Here is a 20,864-nt window from a genome sequence, read left to right as displayed (position 1 = left end):
AAAGCAGACTGCGCTATGCGCGCGTCAGGAAACGTCCCCATACCATCACCATCAGCAGGGCCATGCCTGTGAACTGATGGGCCAGCGCAAAGCCCAGCGGAATGGAGGTGCGGGTATTCAGCAGCACCAGCACGCCCAGGAACACCTGCAGCAGCACGGTGAGCAGCGCCAGCATGCGCACGCCGGCCAACCTGGGGAAGCGGGCCGTTTTCAAGAACCAGATGGCTATCAGCAGCGTGAGCACGTATGCCAGGCCGCGGTGAATAAAGTGAATGGTGATTTTGTTATGGGTAATGGCGTCCCAGAACTTGCCGGCGGGAAACATGCCCTCCGGCCACCACATGCCGTTAATATCCGGCCAGGTGTTGGCGGCCAGGGCTGTGTGCAGGCCGGCCATAAAAGCGCCGTAAATGAGCTGTATCACCAGCAGGCCCAGAATCCAGGCGGAGAGCCTGCGGGCGCCGGGTGCGGGCGTGATATGCTGGGGGGGCACGCTCAGCTTCAATGCAAACCACAGGGTGTACCACAGCAGGCCCAGGGCGGCAATAAAGTGGATGGCCAGGCGGATGTGGCTCACGTAGAGGTTCTCTTCGTTCAGGCCGCTCTGCACCATGATCCAGCCAATAGCGCCCTGCAGGCCGCCCAGCAGGAAAAGCACTATCATGGGGTTGATCATGCTGCGGTCTATCTTCTTCTTTACAATAAAATAAATGAACGGCACGGCAAACACAATGCCGATGAGGCGTGCCCAGTTGCGGTGCAGCCACTCCCAGAAATAGATCCATTTGAAGTCTGCCAGCGTAAAATGGCTGTTGATCACTTTGGCCTGCCCAATTTCCTGGTATTTGGCAAAGGCTTCCTGCCAGGCCGCTTCATTCATGGGAGGGAGGGCGCCCAGTATGGGCTTCCATTCTGTGATAGACAGCCCTGAACCGGTGAGGCGGGTAATACCGCCCAGCAATACCTGTACAATGATCATTACCACGCCGGTGAAAAGCCAGATCACAATGGCCCTGTTCCCTTTATTTTGCTGCATTTCCATAAACCCTGCAAAATTAGGGTTAAATACCGGTGAGCGCGGATGATTTTTATCAATTCCCACATCATTCCACCGGTTTTTGTAATTTTAGCGCGAACAAAGCCATTCAACGTGTTACTGCCATATTACCAGGATGTTTTGATGGAAGCCGGTTGTGACGAAGCCGGAAGGGGGTGCCTGGCAGGCCCCGTTTTTGCCGCGGCGGTAATACTGCCACGCAACTTCCGCCATCCGTTGCTCAATGACTCGAAGCAGATGAAGGAGCCAGACAGGATGAAGGTCAGAAAGGTGATTGAAAAGAAGGCGCTGGCGTTTGCCGTGGCCAGCATCGACAATGAGGAAATAGACAGGATCAATATCCTGAAAGCCTCATTCAAGGCGATGCATGAAGCTTTGGCACGATTATCGCTACAGCCCCAAATGATACTCATCGATGGGAACCGTTTTCATCCCTATGGCAACATCCCGCATACCTGCATCATACAGGGCGACGGAAAGTATGCGTCCATAGCTGCAGCCTCCATCCTGGCAAAAACTTACCGGGATGAGTACATGCACCGGCTGCACGAGCAATTCCCGCATTACGGGTGGATAGAAAACAAAGGTTACCCCACCCGCTTTCACCGGGATGCTATCCGTACGCATGGCGATACGCCCTACCACAGAAGGACGTTCCGCTTGTTACCGGATGAACAGCTCAGCCTGGACGGGGAAGGAGAGGAAAAGTGGTAAAATTTAGGAACGAGCCATGTTAAAGCAAACGCAACAACAGAAACTATTACAGAAGTTATCACCCCAGCAGATTCAGCTCATGAAACTGCTGCAGGTGCCAACTGCCGTACTGGAAGAAAGGATCAAGGAAGAACTGGAAGAAAACCCTGCGCTGGAATATGGTGAAGACGGGCCGGAAGAGGACTTTAACAAGGACAATACCGAAGAGTTTGAAACCCCTGCCGAAGAAGAGTTTGAGCCAGACGGCAGCGAAAATGAATATGACAACATCGATATTTCAGAATACGTTTCCGAAGGAGACGATGAGATAGCAGACTATAAGCTGCGGGACGATAATTATCCCGAACAGGACGAAAGCCGCACCATCCCCGTGCGGGTAGAAACCACCTTTCATGACCACCTGCTGAGCCAGCTGGGCATGCAAACGCTGAATGAGCGGGAGCGCCGCATTGCAGAGCAGATCATTGGCAGCATTGACGATGACGGCTACCTCCGCCGCGAAACCGGCGCTATTGTAGACGACCTGTCTTTTTCACAGAATATAGACACTACGGAAGAAGAGATCCGCCAGCTGATCAAACTGATACAGACCTTTGACCCACCCGGCGTGTGCTGTACAGACCTGAAAGAATGCCTGCTGCTGCAGCTGAAACGGAAAAACCAGGAAGACCCCGGCGTGGTTACCGCCACCCAGATACTGGAAAACTACTTTGACGAGTTCACCAAAAAACACTACGAAAAGATACAGCGCTCCCTCAACCTTTCTGATGAAGACCTGCGGGAGGCCATTGGTCAGATCATCAAGCTCAACCCCAAGCCGGGCGGCAATTACAGCGTGCTCAACAAGGCAGAGAGTTACGTGATACCAGACTTTTTCATTCTTAACAATAACGGCAAGCTGGAGCTGTCCCTCAACAGCAAAAACGCGCCGGACCTGCGTATTTCCGAAGGTTACCGTGAAATGCTGAAGGAGTATGACCGGGGAGATAAAAAAGACAAACGCCAGAAAGAGGCCGTGCTGTTCATCAAACAGAAAATAGACGCCGCCAAGTGGTTCATAGACGCGATCAAGCAGCGCCAGCATACCCTGCTCAGCACCATGGAGGCTATCATGAACTACCAGCACGAGTTTTTCCTGACGGGAGACGAGACCACCATGAAGCCCATGATCCTGAAAGATATTGCAGACATCACCCAGCTGGATATTTCCACCGTGAGCCGCGTGGCCAACAGCAAATACGTGCAAACGGAGTTCGGCACGTTCAAGCTGAAATTCTTCTTCTCGGAATCGCTTTCAACAGACAGCGGTGAAGAGGTATCTACCCGGGAGGTGAAAAAGATACTGGCAGACATGATCGGCGGAGAGAACAAACGCAAGCCGCTGAGTGATGAAAACCTGACTAAAATGCTGCAGGACAAAGGATATAACATTGCGCGCCGCACCGTGGCCAAGTACCGGGAGCAGCTCAATATTCCCGTTGCCCGTTTACGCAAGGAACTATAATACACCGAATTTTCATGGAAGAGCAGAAAGCACCCGTTACCTTTTCGCCTGCCCTGCGGGCCGTTGCAAATGTATTTTCATATTTGCTGCATCCCCTGTTCATACCTCTGCTGATCACCCTCATAGCCGTTACCGCGTTGCCGGAGTACTTTTCCGCATTCAAGCAGAGCAGCTTCCGGTTCAATTATGACGTGCTGTACATCAGGGTGCTGGTTACCTGCATCATTTTCCCGCTGCTGGTGGTAGTGCTGGCCAAAACGCTGAAGTTTGTAGACAGCGTGCAGCTCAGAGACCCGCGGGAGCGCATCATTCCTTACGTAGGCACCATTATCTTCTACTTCTGGGCCTTCTACACCTTCATCCGTGAAGGCGTGAGCCCCGATTTTTTCAACGCCTTTTTCCTGGGTATTTTCATTGCCATTGTGATCTCTTTTGTGGCCAACAGTTTTGTAAAGATCAGCATGCATACCGTAGGTTGGGGCGGGGTGATCGGCTTTCTGCTGGCCATTATGTGGGGCATGGGCATGAACGTGTCCGTTCCCCTGGCGCTGGCTTTCCTGCTGGCCGGAGTGGCCGCCACGGCGCGACTGGTGCTGAGCGCCCATACCCCTGCGGAAATATACCTAGGGTTTATAGTAGGCATTTCTTCACAGCTGATAGCTTACTGGATAGTGGGGTAGAAGGGCGGGCCCGGCGGTGGCGCTTTCTTCGGCGTCCGTTGCGTCGCACTCTTCAGCTACGGTAATTCTCCTGAACTTTTTTTCACTACGCACATCCCCTGCGCAATGCGCATGCACCTTTGTATTGTCCATTGCGTGTTACCCCAATTAACGTGAAAACGCCGGATACTACAAAAATTAGCATCAAATAAAAAATGCTAAGTTTTTTAGGATAGTTTCAGGAAATAATTATACCTTGCATTACCATTAAATTTGAACAATAAATACTTACTACAATGTCAAACGCCGCAACAAACGCCGATAAGCTGAAAGCCCTCCGCCTCACGATGGACAAGATCGACAAGGATTTCGGGAAGGGTTCCGTGATGATGATGGGAGAAAAGGGAGACCATGTATGGGACGTGATCTCTACAGGATCGCTGGGCCTGGATATTGCGCTGGGCGTTGGCGGTTTGCCCAAGGGCCGTATCATTGAAATTTACGGGCCTGAGGCTTCCGGTAAAACCACTATAGCTATTCATACCATTGCAGAAGCGCAAAAGAAAGGCGGTATCTGCGCCATTATAGATGCGGAGCATGCCTTTGACAGCTCTTATGCCCGCCGCCTGGGGGTAGATGTAGACTCGTTGCTGATCTCCCAGCCAGACCATGGTGAGCAGGCCCTTGAAATTGCGGACCGCCTCATCCTGTCCGGCGCAGTAGACGTGGTGGTAATAGACTCCGTGGCCGCCCTGGTACCCAAAGGCGAGCTGGAAGGAGAAATGGGCGAAAGCAAAATGGGCCTGCAGGCCCGCCTGATGTCTCAGGCGCTGCGCAAGCTCACGGCCACCATTTCCAAAACCAACTGCTGCTGCATTTTCATCAACCAGCTGCGTGAAAAAATAGGCGTGATGTTCGGCAACCCCGAAACCACCACCGGCGGTAACGCCCTCAAATTCTACGCATCCATCCGGCTTGACATTCGCCGTATGAGCCAGATCAAAGACGGAGATGAAGCCGTGGGCAACCGCGTAAAAGTGAAAGTGGTAAAAAACAAGGTAGCCCCCCCCTTCCGCCAGGCAGAGTTCGATATCATTTTCGGCCAGGGCGTATCCAAGGTAGGAGAGCTGATAGACATGGGCGTGGAATATGGCATTGTTCAGAAAAGCGGTAGCTGGTTCAGCTACGAAGGCAACAAGCTGGGTCAGGGCCGTGATGCCGTGAAGCAGCTCCTGGTAGACAATCCTGAAGTAGCCACAGAAATAGAAACAAAAATCAAGGCCAAGCTGGTCGAACAGGCATAAAAACTTTTAAAACGTTAATTAAACGTTTGTTTGGGTTAGTTAGTAGAAGGTCCGTTTTCTAACGGACCTTTTTTCGTGCGCGGAAGGGGCAGCTATTTTGTCAACATACTGTGACCCCGGGGTATGTATGCTTTTGATATGGACCAGCTATGCTCCATCCATAGCGAAGGTCATGGGGAGATATGGTGAAGATATGCTCAAATGCAATACAGGCAAGGGCTTTGAGTGGCCGGCAAAATGCATGAAATACACTGAAAATGCACATTAAGACAATAAAATGCACAAATTTGTACCGGACTATTTGTCCGTTTCCATCTCCGCCTCAATATATTTTTCCAGCATCCGGGCATTGTCTATTGCATAGCCGTAAAAATCATTGTTGAAGAATACCCATACCCGGTGTTTCTCCCGCAGCCATCTGGCGCACTTGCGCGCCCAGCCCTTCATGGTTTGAGGGTGGTATTTGGAAGCATACAGCTTGCCCGGCCCGTGAAAGCGGAGGTAAATGTCTTTGGCGGTTACCAGCTCATGGTGGGGGAACGGCATGGCAGACTGGGCAATTACCAGCGAGATACCATATTGTTGTAATAATTCCACACTTTGTGCCTCCAGCCAGCTTTCGTGCCGGATCTCCAGCGCAAACACATAGTCGCGGTACTTTTTGCGTAATACAGAGAAAAAATTTTCGTCCACTTCCTTCTTAAAGGGCGCGTTGGCCGGCAACTGCACCAGCACAGGCCCCAGCATTTTCTTTACCGGGTCAAATACGGAGAAAAAACGCTCCAGCGCCTCTTCCGGATCGTTCAGTTTCTGGTAGTGGCTGATGTACCGGCTGAGCTTGGGGCAGAAGCGGAAACCGCGGGGTACGGTATCTGCCCATTTCAGCACCGTTTCCGGTTTGGGCAGGTGGTAAAAACTGGTGTTGATTTCCACGCAGCGGAACTCCCTGCTGAAATAACCCAGGTATTCCGTGGGCTTGAGGTCTTCCGGATAGTACAGCCCCTTCCAGTCTTTGTAGCTCCAGCCGGAGGTGCCAATGTGCAGTGAGCGGATCATAACCTCCCGTCTCAATATTAGTACCAGACGCACGGCTGTAGCCGCCGCCTCTTCTCCAAGCCGGAAATAATGCATTACTTTACATTGTAATGCATAGTTTGTATTCCATACTGGGTGTAAGTGAGCATGCTACAGATCAGCAGATCAAAACGGCGTTCAGGAAACTTTGTATGCAATATCATCCGGACAAAACCGGGGGCAACAAGGCACTGGAAGAAAAGTTCAGGCAGGTGCTGGCGGCTTATGAAGTATTGGGCAACCCGCAGCGAAAATATAACTATGACCAGCGACTGGCCTGGCAACGCACTTCGGCCGCCGCGTCAACCACGTCAACAGCCGGCCAGGCGCAACAGCAGCGGCCCTATTACCAGCCGCCATACAGGGGCGGCCGCTCCTATTCCTTTAACGTGAACATACAGGTAACGGCGCGCCTGTCTAAAAAGGCAATGTGGCTTACGGCCGCGGCCTTGCTGGCTTTTTTTACGCTGCTGTATTTTTTTGGGCCGGAACCCCGGCCCCGGTTCCCGGAAGATGTACCGGAAACGCAGGTAGAACTGCCGCCCATTGCCTCAGGCCTGTTTCCCCAGGTGGCAAATCCCAACCCTGTGCTGGTTATACCGGGCCAGGGGGAGCAGCGGTTAAGGAACTTCCTGGCAGACGGAGATACTGCGCATACCTTCCTGCATATGGACAATGACGATGTGCCTGAACTGGTAGCTGGCGGTTACCTGTTTGCGGAGAGGGAAGGCAGGTATCACCTTATATTCCACTACGATGGCGCTATGTATGTACAGCATAACCGGCTCTACCTGTACTTTAACGACCTGGTAGGCGAATACCGGAGCTGCTATGGCTGTGCTGTGAAAACACTGCTCAACGATGAGCCTGTTGCAGAAATACGCCTGGTATATGAAGACGGCCAGGTAATATTTCCGGGACCAGACAAACAACGCAGCATTGCCATTCTTGAAAACCTGCGCCACCTCTTTGACAGGGGCGTTCCCCCGCTGGACGCTTCCGGCCGGGACGATGGCACACGGAAAGAGCTGCTGCGGCATTTTATTGCGTTCCATTTCAACCAGCGGGATGGGCAGCTTACCCGCAACCTCTTTGAGAGGCTATACAATGCAGATGATAAAGACACCGTGTGGGCAGACCTGGCGGGCATGATGGAGGTGCTGCAAAAAAGAATAACCTCCGCTGCTGCACCAGGGCAGTAACGAAGGTTACCTGAGCCACCCATCGGGATCGAACCGACGACCTGTTATTTACGAAACAACCGCTCTGACCAGCTGAGCTAGGGTGGCAGCCGTACAAAAATAATAATCTATTCGTTTTCTTCGGCAGAATTTACTTCGGAATTGAGTGTTTCCCACAGGAGGTCTTTCAGCTCCTGCAGCCCTGCCTGGGTAATGGAACTGATGAACACATGGGGCACGTCTTCCGGCAGCTCTTCCGCTATGGCTTCCTTCAGCTCATCGTCCAGCATATCACTTTTGCTGATGGCAATCAGGAACTGTTTGTCTAGCATCTCGGGGTTGTATTGCTCCAGCTCGTTCACCAGTATGTTAAATTCCTTACGGTGGTCTTCACTGTCTGCCGGAATTACGAACAGCAGCACGGCGTTGCGTTCAATATGCCGCAGAAAGCGGTGGCCAAGGCCTTTGCCTTCATGCGCGCCTTCTATGATACCGGGCAGGTCTGCTACGCAGAAAGACCGGTCATCGCGGTATTGCACCATGCCCAGCTGGGGCGTGAGCGTAGTAAAGGCGTAGTTGGCAATTTTGGGTTTGGCGGCGGTGATGGAAGAAAGCAGGGTAGATTTACCGGCGTTGGGGAAGCCTACCAGGCCTACGTCTGCCAATACCTTCAGCTCCAGCAGCTTCCAGCCTTCCTGGCCGGGCTCTCCGGGCTGGGCGTATTCCGGCGCCTGGTTGGTGGGGCTTTTAAAATAAGCGTTGCCGCGGCCGCCCTGGCCGCCGGCCATAAAGATGACCTCTTCCCCGTCCTGCATCACTTCTGCCTCTATCTCGCCCGTCTCTTCGTCACGTACAATAGTACCCAGCGGCACTTCTATTACAATGTCTTTCCCCTGGGCGCCGGTGCAGTTGTCTCCGCTGCCGTTCTCCCCGTTCTCTGCAATCACGTTCTTGTACCAGCGCAGGTGCAGCAGCGTCCACAGCTGCGCGTTGCCGCGCAGCATGATGTGCCCGCCCCGGCCGCCGTCTCCGCCGTCTGGCCCGGCCATGGCCTTGAACTTGGTACGCATGAAGTGGCGGCTGCCGGCGCCGCCGTGGCCGGATTTGCAGTATACCCGTATGTAATCAACAAAATTCTCCATATCTCGCTATGCCCCGTTAAAGGGGATTAAATGCAAAACGCAAAGATCGTAAAGTTTAGCCTTACCTGATCTTTGCGTTGCAATATGTTTGGAATGCCTGCCGGAATTATACCCGCTCGCCAATCAATTCATCCAGCTCTTTAGACAGCAGTTCAAAAGTAGCCTCAATGGAACCGTCACCCTTGATCCTTCTCAGCTTGCCGAATTTGGCATAGTGATCGGCCACAGGAGCGGTTTTATTATGATATTCCACAATGCGGTTCTTTACAATGGCCTCATTGGCGTCATCCGGGCGGCCGGAGGTTTTGCCACGGTCCAGCAGGCGGCGTATCAGCTCGTCTTCCGGCACTTCCAGGCTCAGCACTACGGAGATAGGCGCCTTCTTCAGGGCCAGCAGCTTGTCAAGCGCTTCCGCCTGGGCCGTATTGCGGGGAAACCCGTCAAATATGAAGCCGCGGGCCTCGGGGTTGGCATCCAGCATGGAGCTGATCATCCCTATCACCACTTCATCAGGTACCAGTATACCCTGGTTCATGAATTTCTGTGCTTCAAGGCCCAAAGGCGTGCTTTCCGCAATCTCCTTCCGCAGCAGATCTCCGGTAGAGAGGTGGAGCAAACCGTATTTCTCAATAATGTTGGCGCTCTGGGTACCCTTTCCGCTTCCGGGAGGGCCAAATAAAATCAAATTGACCATGTTCTTTGATAATGATTCGTAAAACAGGCAAGAGGCCTGTGTGTTAAACCGAAGGTACAAAGATAACAAACAATTGAATGTATCGGTAATTAAAATTAAGATTGATGAAATACCGTAAAAGAATACTGGAAAATAATAAATATAATTCAATAAATAAAGGGAATTGGTAGACGAATTAAAAAAGGCTGCTGACAAGTCACGATGAGGGTTATTTACATATTGAATGTTTATAATGTGTTGAGAGGCAAACTATTCCAGTAGTAAATTTTGTATGTTTATAAAATGATGAGGAAGTATTTATTCGCAATAGGGCTCATGGCCTTTATGCTCCCGGTTAACGGACAACCCATACAACAAAAAAAGTCTACACGTACAGGAAAAACAGCCACTCTTCAGCAACAACCCAAAACGGCGGCAGACCGCTGGGCAGATAGCGTCTTCCTCTCTCTTTCCCATGAGGAGCGGATTGCGCAGCTGATCATGATACGTGTGCACTCCAACCTGGGCGCGGAACACGTGGCCTCCGTGATCAGGGATATCAGGAACAACAAAGTAGGCGGCCTCGTTACTTTCCAGGGCGGCCCGGTGAGGCAGGCCAACCTGGTGAACACTTACCAGTCTATCAGCAAAACGCCGCTGCTGGTGGCGGTAGACGGGGAGTGGGGCCTGGGCATGCGTTTTGTAGACAGCGTGATGGCCTTTCCCCGCAACCTGATGCTGGGCGCCGTGCAAGACAGCCTGCTCATTTACCAGGTGGGCAAGGCCATTGGCGAACAGTGCCGCCGCATGGGCATTCAATACAACTTTGCGCCGGTGCTGGACGTAAATAACAATCCGAACAACCCCGTGATCAACGACCGTTCTTTCGGGGAAGACAAATACCAGGTGGCGCGCCTGGGGGTGGCCATGATCAAGGGCATGCAGGACGCAGGTATTATGGCCTGCGCCAAACACTTTCCGGGGCATGGGGATACAGACGTGGATTCCCATTACGACCTTCCTTCCATCAACAAGTCTATCCGCGACCTTGACTCCCTGGAGCTGTATCCCTTTCGCCGCGCCATTGAAGCTGGCGTGGGCTCTATCATGATTGCCCATCTGTACGTTCCCGCTATAGACAGCAAGGCCAACACGCCTACCTCCATTTCCTATAAAGCCGTTACCAATCTGCTGCAGAAAGATCTTGGCTTTGACGGCCTCATTGTGACGGACGCGCTGGAAATGAAAGGCATTTCAAAATATTACAACAACGGGCAGGAGTCTCTGCAGAGCCTGCTGGCAGGCAATGACCTGATGGAGCTTCCTTCCACCGCCAGGGGCAGCATTAACGCCATTGCGCAGGCCATCAAAAAAGGCACTATCAGCAGGGAAGAAGTGTACCGGCGCGTGAAGAAAGTGCTGCGCGCCAAATATGAGCTGGGCCTGGCCAATCTCAAGCCCATTGACCCGGTGAATATCACGGAAGATCTCAACAAAGCCGTGCTGCCCTTACGGAAACGTATATCCGAAAGTGCCATTACCGTGTTGAAGAACGATAATCACCTGCTGCCCATGCCGGCCGGTAAAAAGCTGGCGGTGCTGGCCGTAGGCGTAGACGGGGGTAACAATACTTTTGTGGAAGCGGTAAAACAATACCGCCCTGACGCAGACGCCTACGTGTTCTCTTCCCGGCAAACGGAAGCGGGCGTGGCGGCTATGGTAAAACGCCTGAAGGCGGAGTACCAGGCAGTGATCATTGCCGTACAGAACTACAGCCGCCGCCCGGCTAACAATTATGGGATTTCCAGGGCGGAGCGCGCCGTTATTAACCAGGTGCAGGAAGAAATGCCTGCTGTTACCGTTGCCTTCGGCAACCCGTACGCCATCCGCTATTTTTGCGACGCACCTACGGTCATAGCAGCATATGAAGACGACAGCATCACCCACCGCGCCGCTGCAGACGTGATTTTTGGCAAACTGGAGCCTAAAGGCAAACTGCCGGTTACAGTATGCAACAACTTCAAATTCGGCATGGGCCTTACCGCCATTATTCCACCTGCATTGCCGGCCAAACCCAAGCTGGAGGCCGTAGCGCCTGAAACGGTGGGCATGAGCTCGAAGGTGCTGATGCGCCTGGACGCGCTGGCTTACAACATGATCAACCAGGGCGCCGCCCCCGGTTGCCAGATACTGGCACTGCGCAATGGCAAGCAGGTATACAATAAAAGCTTCGGCTATTATGACTACAGCCAGCAAGAGCCGGTAACAGACAGCTCGGTATATGACCTGGCCTCTGTTACAAAGATCTGCGCCACCACTATTTCCGTGATGCGGCTGTATGACGAAGGCAAGCTGCAGCTGGATGCTACGCTGGGCACTTACCTGCCCTTTGTACGTGGCTCCGACAAGGAGAACCTGCGCATCCGTGACATATTGCTGCATCAGGCCGGCCTGGTGGCCTGGATCCCTTTTTACAAAGAAACGTTATATGACAACGGCTGGCCAGACACCACGCTGTACAGGCCGGAACAGGATTCACTGCATACCGTGAGGGTAGCTGAAAACATGTATATGAAGGCGGACTATATAGATACCATGTTCCGCCGTATACTGGACAGCCGTCTGCTGCCTCCCGGCCGCCAGTATATTTACAGCGACAACGATTTTATTTTCCTGGGCAAAATAGTGGAAGCCATTACCGGCAAGCGGCTGGACGCCTATGTGCGTGAAACCTTTTATGAGCCGCTGGGCCTCGTTACTACCGGCTTTGAACCGCGTAGCCGGCTGCCGTTATCACAGCTGGTACCTACAGAGTTCGAGAACAACTTCAGGGTGCAATGGATACGGGGCGACGTGCATGACCCCGGCGCCGCCATGTTTGGCGGGGTAGCCGGGCACGCAGGGCTTTTCTCCAACGCAACAGACCTGGGCGTGCTGGCACAGATGCTGGCCAACGGCGGTAGCTATGACGGGCACCAATATATTAAGCCTGAAACCATCCAGCTGTTTTCCGCCTATGGCAGCAACATTAGCCGCCGCGGCCTGGGTTTTGACAAGCCGGAGAAAGAAAAGGATAAAGACCCCAGAAAAGATCCTTATCCCGCTAAAAGCGCATCTCCGCTCACTTTCGGGCATACCGGCTTTACCGGTACCTGCGTGTGGATAGACCCGCAGTACAACCTGGTGTTCATCTATCTGAGCAACCGGGTTTGCCCCAACGGCGGCGCCAACAACAAAATATCAACCCTCAATGTTCGTGGCAATATGATGGAAACGTTGTATGATGCCATGTTGTAAGCGGTACACATGAAATAAATTGACACGGGGCCAGTTGCATTTGCAGCCGGCCCCGGTCTATTTTACGCATGTCTGCATCATAAAAAAAGGTGCATACCCGCCGGGATGCACCTTCGGTTTTCTTCAGTTACACAGTCTAGTCAAGTAAAACCACACGGTTTACCAGCGTCTGTGTTTTAATGTCTACGGCCCTTTCCAGTTTATCTTTACCATTCCTTACTTCGAACGTGTAGGCTCCGTCTTCCAGGTTCTCGAGGTTATAACGGGCAACAAACCTTGGTGAAGTAACCTGCAGGTCTTCCCTGTGCAGGGTGTTGTTATTGCTGTCTTTAATGTACAGCGTGAGTTTGTCCATGGCAGGGTTCTCAATGAACACCAGGAAGCGGAGGGCGGCATCTGCATCCTGCAGGATGTTCATTTTACATCCTCTTAATACCATGGCATTTTTTTCTTCAATGGCTGCATGGGTTTTAGGGCTTTCTTTACGGGTTCCGGCATAGGCAAAGGCTTCGCTTTGCGCAGAGGCTTGCATGGAGCAGCCCAAAACAATGGCAGCAACAGTAAGAATTTGTTTTGGTGAGAAAACAAAACTGTGTTTCATGATGGTTTTTTTAAATAGTTAACTTGTACTGATCTCTAAACTGGTGCAAAGCTCCTGGTCTGGCGTTAATTCAACATTAAAGGCACATTAAGTAAATATGAGCAGATGGTTGCCTTAATGTTACGGGTGCGTTTTCTTCAGGTGGAATAATTCTTAAGCTATCTTCTTCTTTTGGGTCGTTAATTATATGTTAACTGGGAATCGAATGTACGATTTATACACATGCCGTACACAAATTGGAGCAGGTTTTTTTTCGAGGGAGGGAAGTGTATGGTTTACATACACCCCGCCCACACACATGTTTGTGTGCAGGCAGGGTGGTGGCTAGTATCAGTAGCCCGGGTTGGGAGTCATCTTACTGTTTCTGCGAATTTCTTCCGCCATGATTGGCAGGAGGTAATGCTTCCGGGTGAACTTTCTTTCCTGCACGCCGTTTGTTAATACTTTGTAAGTATACAACAGGGTGTCGGGGTTCAGCTTGCCGTAAATTTCAATGGCTTTGGCGGGACCGCTGAACACGGTTTCCGCAATCAGCCAGCGGCGCGCGTCAAAGTAGCGGTGTTCCTCAAACGCCAGTTCGTACCGGCGTTCATAACGGTACATCTTTTCCAGCTCGCTGCCAGTAACAGAAGCATCCAGTGCGGGCATGCCGGCGCGGGTGCGCACTTCATTAATAACCGTGCGGGCTTCTCCTTCCTCCCCCAGCTCCATTGCGGCCTCCGCATAGTTGAGGAGAATTTCCGCGTAGCGGAAGAAAGGCCAGGCCTGGTCTCCCCGGAAAAACTGCGCGTCCAGGTTAATGTCCATAAACTTGCGCAGGTAATAACCGGTGTAGCTGCCGTTCCAGTTTTCAATAGGCCCCTGGCGGCTATCCAGCCCGTTCATCACTTCTATATTGGCGCCATTCCTTTTTTCGTACCTGCCGGTTTGTATCACGCCTACAGGGTCTAGGCCCACCGCGTCACTGGGGCGTGGTTTCCATTTTACGCCGTTGTAGAGAATGGTGGCGTAGAACCGCGGGTCCCGCTTCTCGTAAGGTTTGGCGGCCATGGCCGGGTTGCTCCAGCTGAAGTCTGTACCGTCATCCATCTGGTAACCTTCCACGAAGTTTTCCAGTGGTACGTTGCCTCCCCAGTTGTGATAACCGTTGGGGCCGTTGTAGAGATCATGACTGGTGCCCAGCTGCTGCCTGTTAAAGTATTTGCAGAAGATGATCTCTGCATTGTCTTTGTCAAGGAACACGCGTGTGTAGTTGTCTATGGCCGAGGCGGAAGGTTTGTACAATGCAAAGGCCCTGGTGTTCATCAGCTCCAGCGCCGCGGTTTTGGCTTTTTGCCAGCGGGCATTGCGCGCTGCCTGGTCTACCTGTACGTAGCCCCACTCCGGGTTGTTGGCGTTGCCGCCCTGGTTGAACAGATCGCTGGCGGCGTAGAGCAGTATGCGAGACTTGAGGGCCATGGCAGCAAAGCGGGTGGCGCGGCCTTTATTGTCACGGTCATGCACCTCCGGCAACAGGGCCATGGCGCTGTCACACTCGTCTACAATGTATTGTATGCATTCTTCAAAACTGTTACGCGGTATGAGCATGGCCTCCCCGTCTGTAAGCTTGAATATCTGCTTCACCAGCGGCACGCCGCCCCAGTACTTTACCAGCATGTGATAGAAGTACGCGCGTAAAAAATGCACTTCACCGGTGAGGCGCTTGCGCTGCTCCGCGGAAAGGTCTTTCGATGTGCCAACCATCTCGAAAAAGATGTTGCAGTTGCGGATGGCCTTGTAATGTTTGTCCCACTCCCCGAAAAGGTTAAGGGCGCCCAGGTCTTCCGGGCTCATGGCTTCCGTTACTGACGTGGTGGTGCCGTAGTTATGAATGAAACGCGCCTCATCCGTCATGGACGCCAGCATTACTTCGTTAAACCCGTGCCGCATTTTGGGGTACAGGTCGTTTACGTAAGCCTGCACCAGGTTCGGGTCTCGCCAAACGTCTTCTTCCATATATTCCGTCAGCGGCCTTTTTTCCAGCAGGTCTTTATTACAGGCCATGGTACACATAGCGGTAAACAGCAGTATATTGATGATAGTTCTCATAGTGATATTTTTTAGAAGGTGACATTGAGGCCGGCGTTGAAGATCCTTGTTTGCGGATAGTACTGTCCGCTGCCGGTGGGAGATTCAGGGTCAAATATTTTCACCTTGTCAAACGTAACCAGGTTTTGCCCGCTCACGTACACGCGCAGGTCTTCCAGCCCAATGCGCTTGCGCAGCGGCTGCGGAATGGTGTAGCCCAGCTCCAGCGTTTTGAGGCGCAGGTAATTGGTGTTCCAGAGCCAGAAGGTGTTGGGGCGGCTCACCCAGTATTCCTTGTCGCGGTCATACGGCCGCGGCATGGTCCCGTCAGGGTTTTGGGGAGACCACCGGTCTTCCACAATTTTCATGGGAAAGTTGCCGATGAGGCCAGACTCTGTGCGGATGTACTGGCTGCTGCCCGTAGCGGCCTGCCAAAGCATGGTGAGGTCGAAGTTGTGGTACTCCGCTCCCAGGGTGAGACCGTAGTTCCAGAGCGGGTATTCCGAGCGGTTTACCCGTACCCTGTCAAGGTCATTGATCTGCCCGTCCTGGTTCACATCCCGGAAAATCACATCCCCGGGCACGGCGCCGCCTACATGCGGGTATTTTTCAATTTCCTCCTTGCTTTTAAATATGCCCATGGCCTCATAGTATAGCGTGGCGCCTATCTGGCGGCCCGTGGAGCGCTGCCATTCGGGTACGTTGGGCACTTCGTCCCAGAACACTATCTCGTTCCTGGCATGTGAAATGTTGGCCACCACTTCATACCTGAACTTGCCTGCCGTGCGTTTGTGTGAAATGTTAAGGTCTACGCCCTGGTTCTGCACCTTGCCGATGTTTTCATCAGGCAGGGTGAGGCCCGTGTAGATGGGCACAGAGGCGGAGCGTTTGGTGAGAATGCTGTAGCGGTGGGTGCGGAAGTATTCCGCTTCTATGCCAATGAGACCGTTGAAGAACTTGGCTTCAATGGCCAGGTCCATGTTGTTGGACACTTCCCAGGTAATGTTGGGGTTCGGAATGCGGAGCGTATAAATGCCGGTGTTCAGCTTTTCGCCAAACACGGTGCCGCCGTCTGCAATGCCGAAGGTATTGAGGTACTGGAAGGGGTTGACGAGGTCGTTCCCCATCTGACCGTAAGAGCCGCGCAGCTTGAAGTAGTCAATGGTGGCGCCCACGGCCTGTTTCCAGAAGTTTTCCCGTGATATCACCCAGCCGGCAGACACGCCGGGGAAAAAGCCGAAGCGGCGGCCGGTGGGAAAGTTCTGAGACCCGTCATACCGCCAGTTAAAATCGAACAGGTACTTTTCATCAAAGTTGTAGGAAAGACGGCCGAAGTAGTTGAGGCGTGCATAGTCGAACCCCCGGCCTGTATTGTCCTTTTCTTCATTGCTGCCGGCAAACAGCTGGTCTACCGCATCGGAAATGTAGTACCGGCGCCGGGCCCAGAAGTTGTCTCCTTTGTTGGTATTCTGCTCCACGGCCAGTATGCCGGTAACGTTGTGCTTGCCGAAACTTTTGATGTAATTGATCTTGGCGTTGAGGGTGATGTTCTGGTTCTGGCCGTACCATTGCTCCAGCTCCGGCGCGCTCACGCCGCGTTTGGAGGCTTCCAGCATGGGCTGGCCGCTGCCGTCCATGCCCTGGTAGGTGTAGAGCGTCCACGGTTTGATGAAACGTTTCTGGAAGTTGAAATTCTGGTCAAGCGCAAAATTGGCGTCTACAAAAAGCCCGTCTACGCCGGGAATGTAGAGCATCACGCCCAGGTTGCTGTTGATGACGTACGTTCTGTCCCGCTGGTAGCCAATTTCGTTGGTACTGGTCACCACGGGATTATCTCCGTACTCAATATCGGGCCCCGGCAGCCCGTTAGGCCAGCGGGCTGCTTCCGTGGGGCGGCCGCGGAGCAGGGCGCGGAAAATGGAGCCTGCGCTGCGTGGCGGAAAGTTGCGGTCTTCCAGGCGGCCTGCCACGTCCATTCTCACCGTCAGGTATTTGTTCACATTTGCGTCCAGGTTGATGCGGATGTTGTGCTGGCGGTACTTGGTGGCGCTTTTTTTGAAGATGCCGTCCTGGAAAAGCGTGCCCAGCGATACGAAATAGACGAACTTGTCTGACCCGCCGCGGAGGGAAAGATCGTGCCGGTTCTGGCTGGAGAGGGGTTTCACCACTTCCCCGATCCAGTCTGTGTTAGGGTGGCCCCATGGGTCTGAGCCGTCCGCAAATTTCTGGATGCGCTCTTCAGAAAAGCTGGGCTGGTCGCCTGCGTTCACGTTGATCTCGTTCACGATGCGCGCGTAGGTAGGCGCATCGGCCATTTTGGGAAGGCGCGTGGGTTGGGTGAAGCCCTGGTTAAAACTGTAGCTGAGCATCGGCTTGCCCGTGCGCCCCCGTTTGGTGGTGATGAGAATAACGCCATTGGCCGCGCGGGAGCCGAAAATGGCGGCTGAGGCGTCTTTCAGCACCGAGATGTTCTCAATGTCGTTCGGGTTGAGCCGCTGGAACCCGTCTCGCGGAATACCGTCTATTACCACCAGGGGATCCGAGTTGTTGAAGGTACTTCTCCCCCTGATGAGAATGCGTGACCCGTCATACCCCGGTTCTCCACTGCTGTTAATGGCCATCAGGCCCGAAACGCGCCCTACTAATGCGTTTGAAATGTTCACTGTTGGCGCCTGCTTGATTTCGGAGCCCTTGACGGTGCTAACGGAGCCGGTTTTGGTCACTTTTTTAGTGGTGCCGTAGCCTGTCACCACATACTCGTCCAACTGTTTTTCTGTTTCTTTCAGCAAAATGCTGATACTGGTGGAGCCGTTTACCGGGTACTCCTGGGTCTCGTACCCGATGAACTGTACTACCAGCACCGTCTGCGGGTCTACGTCGGGGATGCTGAACGCCCCCTTTTCGTCAGATACGGTGCCTTTGGTGGTGCCTTTTACCCTTACGGTAACGCCGGGCAGGGGACTGTTCTTTGCGTCCCTGATTTTCCCTTTTACCGTAATGTTCCTGGAAGAGGCCGTGTTAACCTGTTGGGCCTGGGAGACGGGCATGCCTCCCGTGAAATGGGCCAGGGCAGCCATAAGCATGGCTGCGCCTAAACGTGGAATTTTTCGCATAACGGGTTTTTTAGGTGGGTTAAATAATAGTAACACTAGATAACTATGCTATTTAAAGTTATCTTGTTTTTCTTTAAATATTTTCGAAATTAGATGTAGTATGTACTCTTTCATTTTGAAAAAAATAACTGGTAACTTCAGGGAACGAATGACTTGTGTTATGAAGTTCTACCAGTTTTCTGCTGTAGTAATGATTGTTGCCATGCTGGCGGCCTGTAAAAAGGAAAAGAGCCAGGAGGAGCCTGTTGTACAGAACACCTGCGATTATGCGCCGTACAGCACGGGTTCTTCGTTTGCCTACCAGCAGGTGGCTGTGTCTTCACCTGATACGTTTCATTACACATTGCAGGTGACGGGAGACAGTACGGTGAACGGCGAGCAGTTCCGTGTGCTGGAAGACGATGCCGGCAGTGGCATGTCGCTCTTCCGCTGCGGAGGCGGTACTTATGTGCAGGTGGCAGACATTGCGGCGGTCAGCAACGTACCTTCAAACGTGGTCAGAACAGTATACCTGAAAGATAATGTGGCGCTGGGTGGGGGCTGGCAGGAGCAGTTCCCGATCAACCTGCCTATTGTGGGAGACGTGCAGCTGATAGTGGATTATACCATTATGCAGAAAGGAACTTCAAAAACGGTGCTGGGCACTGTATATAAAGACGTGATAGGCGTGCGGATGGAAGTGTCTATTCCTCCTTATTTACCGCCTACGGAACTGAGCACCAACTATTATGCAAAAGGCGTAGGGCTTATTCAGCTTGATACGGATACAGATACCACGAGGCTGCAAACCTATACTATCCGTTAACAGGCGCATTGTCTTTCCAGGCCCAGAGGTAGCGGCAGGCGTGCGTTCTGTATGGCGCCCATTTATCTGATAATTGCAGCAGCTTTGCACGATGGGCTTTTTTATCTGAAGCGTCCAGCTTGTACAATTTGGTCATGGCCTGTTGCAGGCCCCAGTCATCAATAGCAAATACATCTTCCCGTCCCAGGTAAAACATCAGCAACATTTCCACCGTCCACCGGCCCACGCCCTTGATACTGGTAAGGTAGGTGATCAGTTCTTCGTTGCTGAGCTTGTGCAGCCGGGCGTCTGTCAGCTTTTCTTCCTGTACAAAGCGGGCAACGTTGTGTACGTATGTTACTTTGGCGTTGGAGAGGCCAATGCCGCGCAGGATTTCAGGCGGCGTATCCAGCACCTGCTGTGTGCGCGGTTCTTTGCCGCCGTACAACTGCAAAAACCTGTTGTAGATCACTTCTGCTACTTTTACAGACAGCTGCTGGCTCATAATGGAACCAATCAGTTTCAGCGCAATGTTTTTCCGCACAGGCAGGTCTGCCAGCGGGGCCTGTATGATCTTGCCGAGCTTTTTATCGCGGCTCAGGTGAGGTATGTAAATGGTGTGATGAGTAGCCATACATCAATAGTTGAAAGGTTGGCCATACAGCACGTTGAGCAGGGTTTGGCCAACGGCCCTGATGGTTTGCTGATCTATAACAGACAAGTTATCGCTGGTGGTATGGTGGTGCGGCATCAGGCTGCCGTTAGGCTGCATACCAATTACGTCAAAGGTGGGAATTTTTGCGATCTGGTTCACGTAGGTATGGTCGTCTTCAATGTAAGACGTACCGCCCGGCGGTTCGGAATATGGGAAGAAGCTGCTGAAACCGGCGTTATTTGCTACATCCCAGAACAATTTCATGGGCGCATAGGCGTACTGGCGGGACGTGCCTTCCATAAAGAAAGTGGCGTTCCTGCCACCAACCATGTCCAGCAAAATACCATAGTTGGCTTTGTAGCCGGGCACATGCGGGTTGCGGGCCCAGTATTGGGTGCCCAGGCAATAGTTGCTGTTATAATCTTCCACATCTGTGAGCAGCACATCTATGCCATAACCCGGTTTGCGGGCGTGCAGCTGCCGGGCAGTTTCCAGCAGTATGGCCACACCGCTGGCCCCGTCATCTGCCCCGTCAAGCGGTTTGGTTTTGTCAAAGGCGTCTTTATCTGCTACAGGCCGCGTGTCCCAATGCGCCAGCAGCAGCAGGCGCTGTGATGCAGCGGGGTTGAAGGAGGCAATGATATTGATGCAGGGTACTTCCTGCTGCGGGGTTACGGCCACTTTTGTTCGCTGTACATACACAGTGTCTGCCAAACTGCGCAGGTTGCCAATGAGCCACTCCGCGCATTTTTCTTGCGCCGGCGTGCCCGGTACGCGGGGGCCGAAGGCCAGCTGGCGTTCAATGGCAGCATATGCTGAATCTGCTGCAAACGCAGGCGGCGGCGTTCCGGTTGCGGCGCCGCCATTTTCTTTAGACGGTTTGCGGCCGCCGTTGCAGGCTGCCAGTGCAAAAGCCAGTAGTACGGCCAGTTGCGGAACATTCACGCTTCTTGAAAAAATACCCGGCATGATGCGGTTTATTATGAAATGAAACGCTTCATGGTTGCTGATCTGAACAAACATGAAGCGGTTGATAAAA

At 52.8% G+C, this 20,864-nt stretch carries 16 protein-coding genes and 1 tRNA gene; 7 read left to right on the top strand and 10 right to left on the bottom strand.

The features are described from left to right. Positions 1-13 precede the first annotated feature (13 nt). Positions 14-1,042, bottom strand: coding sequence for a COX15/CtaA family protein (locus tag ABDW36_RS03080; protein WP_343700410.1), 1,029 nt, complete (start codon positions 1,040-1,042; stop codon positions 14-16). A gap of 108 nt (positions 1,043-1,150) precedes the next feature. On the opposite strand from ABDW36_RS03080, the gene ABDW36_RS03075 reads away from it, so the two are divergent. The 4 genes from ABDW36_RS03075 (at position 1,151) to recA (ending at position 5,238) form a co-directional block, all read left to right on the top strand. After that, positions 1,151-1,771 carry a ribonuclease HII gene (locus tag ABDW36_RS03075; RefSeq protein WP_343700409.1) on the top strand — a complete coding sequence of 207 codons (621 nt, stop codon included), beginning with the start codon at positions 1,151-1,153 and terminating at the stop codon, positions 1,769-1,771. 16 nt (positions 1,772-1,787) lie between these two features. Beyond that, complete coding sequence (gene rpoN, locus ABDW36_RS03070) at positions 1,788-3,275, top strand: RNA polymerase factor sigma-54 (RefSeq protein ID WP_343700408.1); 1,488 nt, start codon at positions 1,788-1,790, stop codon at positions 3,273-3,275. A gap of 14 nt (positions 3,276-3,289) precedes the next feature. Beyond that, positions 3,290-3,955: a hypothetical protein gene (locus ABDW36_RS03065; RefSeq protein WP_343700407.1), complete on the top strand. Its 666-nt coding sequence runs from the start codon at positions 3,290-3,292 to the stop codon at positions 3,953-3,955. 275 nt (positions 3,956-4,230) lie between these two features. After that, positions 4,231-5,238, top strand: a complete 1,008-nt coding sequence (gene recA / locus ABDW36_RS03060; RefSeq protein WP_343700406.1) for a recombinase RecA — start codon at positions 4,231-4,233, stop codon at positions 5,236-5,238. A gap of 297 nt (positions 5,239-5,535) precedes the next feature. Here the strand turns inward: recA and ABDW36_RS03055 are convergent, their stop codons facing one another. Continuing rightward, positions 5,536-6,294, bottom strand: coding sequence for a DUF72 domain-containing protein (locus tag ABDW36_RS03055; protein ID WP_343700405.1), 759 nt, complete (start codon positions 6,292-6,294; stop codon positions 5,536-5,538). A gap of 89 nt (positions 6,295-6,383) precedes the next feature. Here ABDW36_RS03055 and ABDW36_RS03050 point away from each other — a divergent pair, with 89 nt between their 5' ends. After that, positions 6,384-7,514 (top strand): J domain-containing protein, encoded by a 1,131-nt coding sequence (locus ABDW36_RS03050; RefSeq protein ID WP_343700404.1) that lies wholly within the window; start codon positions 6,384-6,386, stop codon positions 7,512-7,514. Positions 7,515-7,527: 13 nt separating this feature from the next. Here ABDW36_RS03050 and ABDW36_RS03045 read toward each other — a convergent pair. The 3 genes from ABDW36_RS03045 to ABDW36_RS03035 all read right to left on the bottom strand — a co-directional run bounded on the left by ABDW36_RS03045 (position 7,528) and on the right by ABDW36_RS03035 (position 9,329). After that, positions 7,528-7,601: transfer RNA gene (locus tag ABDW36_RS03045), tRNA-Thr, on the bottom strand. A gap of 20 nt (positions 7,602-7,621) precedes the next feature. Then, the gene (obgE, locus tag ABDW36_RS03040; RefSeq protein WP_343700403.1) at positions 7,622-8,635 is read right to left on the bottom strand and encodes a GTPase ObgE; all 1,014 of its coding nucleotides are present in this window, start codon (positions 8,633-8,635) and stop codon (positions 7,622-7,624) included. A 106-nt stretch (positions 8,636-8,741) separates the two neighbouring features. Further along, on the bottom strand, positions 8,742-9,329 hold the full coding sequence (locus ABDW36_RS03035; protein WP_343700402.1) for an adenylate kinase: 588 nt from the start codon (positions 9,327-9,329) through the stop codon (positions 8,742-8,744). A 285-nt stretch (positions 9,330-9,614) separates the two neighbouring features. On the opposite strand from ABDW36_RS03035, the gene ABDW36_RS03030 reads away from it, so the two are divergent. Then, positions 9,615-12,605 (top strand): glycoside hydrolase family 3 N-terminal domain-containing protein, encoded by a 2,991-nt coding sequence (locus ABDW36_RS03030; RefSeq protein ID WP_343700401.1) that lies wholly within the window; start codon positions 9,615-9,617, stop codon positions 12,603-12,605. A 136-nt stretch (positions 12,606-12,741) separates the two neighbouring features. Here ABDW36_RS03030 and ABDW36_RS03025 read toward each other — a convergent pair whose 3' ends face one another. The 3 genes from ABDW36_RS03025 to ABDW36_RS03015 all read right to left on the bottom strand — a co-directional run bounded on the left by ABDW36_RS03025 (position 12,742) and on the right by ABDW36_RS03015 (position 18,386). Beyond that, positions 12,742-13,206 (bottom strand): hypothetical protein, encoded by a 465-nt coding sequence (locus ABDW36_RS03025; RefSeq protein WP_343700400.1) that lies wholly within the window; start codon positions 13,204-13,206, stop codon positions 12,742-12,744. A gap of 330 nt (positions 13,207-13,536) precedes the next feature. Next, positions 13,537-15,294 (bottom strand): RagB/SusD family nutrient uptake outer membrane protein, encoded by a 1,758-nt coding sequence (locus ABDW36_RS03020; protein WP_343700399.1) that lies wholly within the window; start codon positions 15,292-15,294, stop codon positions 13,537-13,539. An 11-nt stretch (positions 15,295-15,305) separates the two neighbouring features. Then, complete coding sequence (locus ABDW36_RS03015; protein ID WP_343700398.1) at positions 15,306-18,386, bottom strand: TonB-dependent receptor; 3,081 nt, start codon at positions 18,384-18,386, stop codon at positions 15,306-15,308. A 160-nt stretch (positions 18,387-18,546) separates the two neighbouring features. Between ABDW36_RS03015 and ABDW36_RS03010 the strand changes: the two genes are divergently transcribed. Then, the gene (locus ABDW36_RS03010) at positions 18,547-19,191 is read left to right on the top strand and encodes a hypothetical protein (RefSeq protein ID WP_343700397.1); all 645 of its coding nucleotides are present in this window, start codon (positions 18,547-18,549) and stop codon (positions 19,189-19,191) included. Here ABDW36_RS03010 and ABDW36_RS03005 read toward each other — a convergent pair. Together ABDW36_RS03005 and ABDW36_RS03000 are read right to left on the bottom strand one after the other, a co-directional pair. After that, complete coding sequence (locus tag ABDW36_RS03005) at positions 19,181-19,804, bottom strand: DNA-3-methyladenine glycosylase 2 family protein (RefSeq protein ID WP_343700396.1); 624 nt, start codon at positions 19,802-19,804, stop codon at positions 19,181-19,183. The two genes, ABDW36_RS03010 and ABDW36_RS03005, sit on opposite strands and share 11 nt — an antisense overlap. A gap of 3 nt (positions 19,805-19,807) precedes the next feature. Then, a complete protein-coding gene (locus tag ABDW36_RS03000; RefSeq protein ID WP_343700395.1) occupies positions 19,808-20,794 on the bottom strand; it encodes a M28 family peptidase in 987 nt (328 codons plus the stop codon). Between the last annotated feature and the right edge of the window lie 70 nt (positions 20,795-20,864).

Origin of the sequence: Chitinophaga sp. (genome assembly GCF_039596455.1) — a bacterium.
Taxonomy (GTDB): domain Bacteria; phylum Bacteroidota; class Bacteroidia; order Chitinophagales; family Chitinophagaceae; genus Chitinophaga.
The sequence above is the reverse complement of the archived record's forward strand: the minus strand, read 5'-3'. Positions and strand labels throughout refer to the sequence as shown.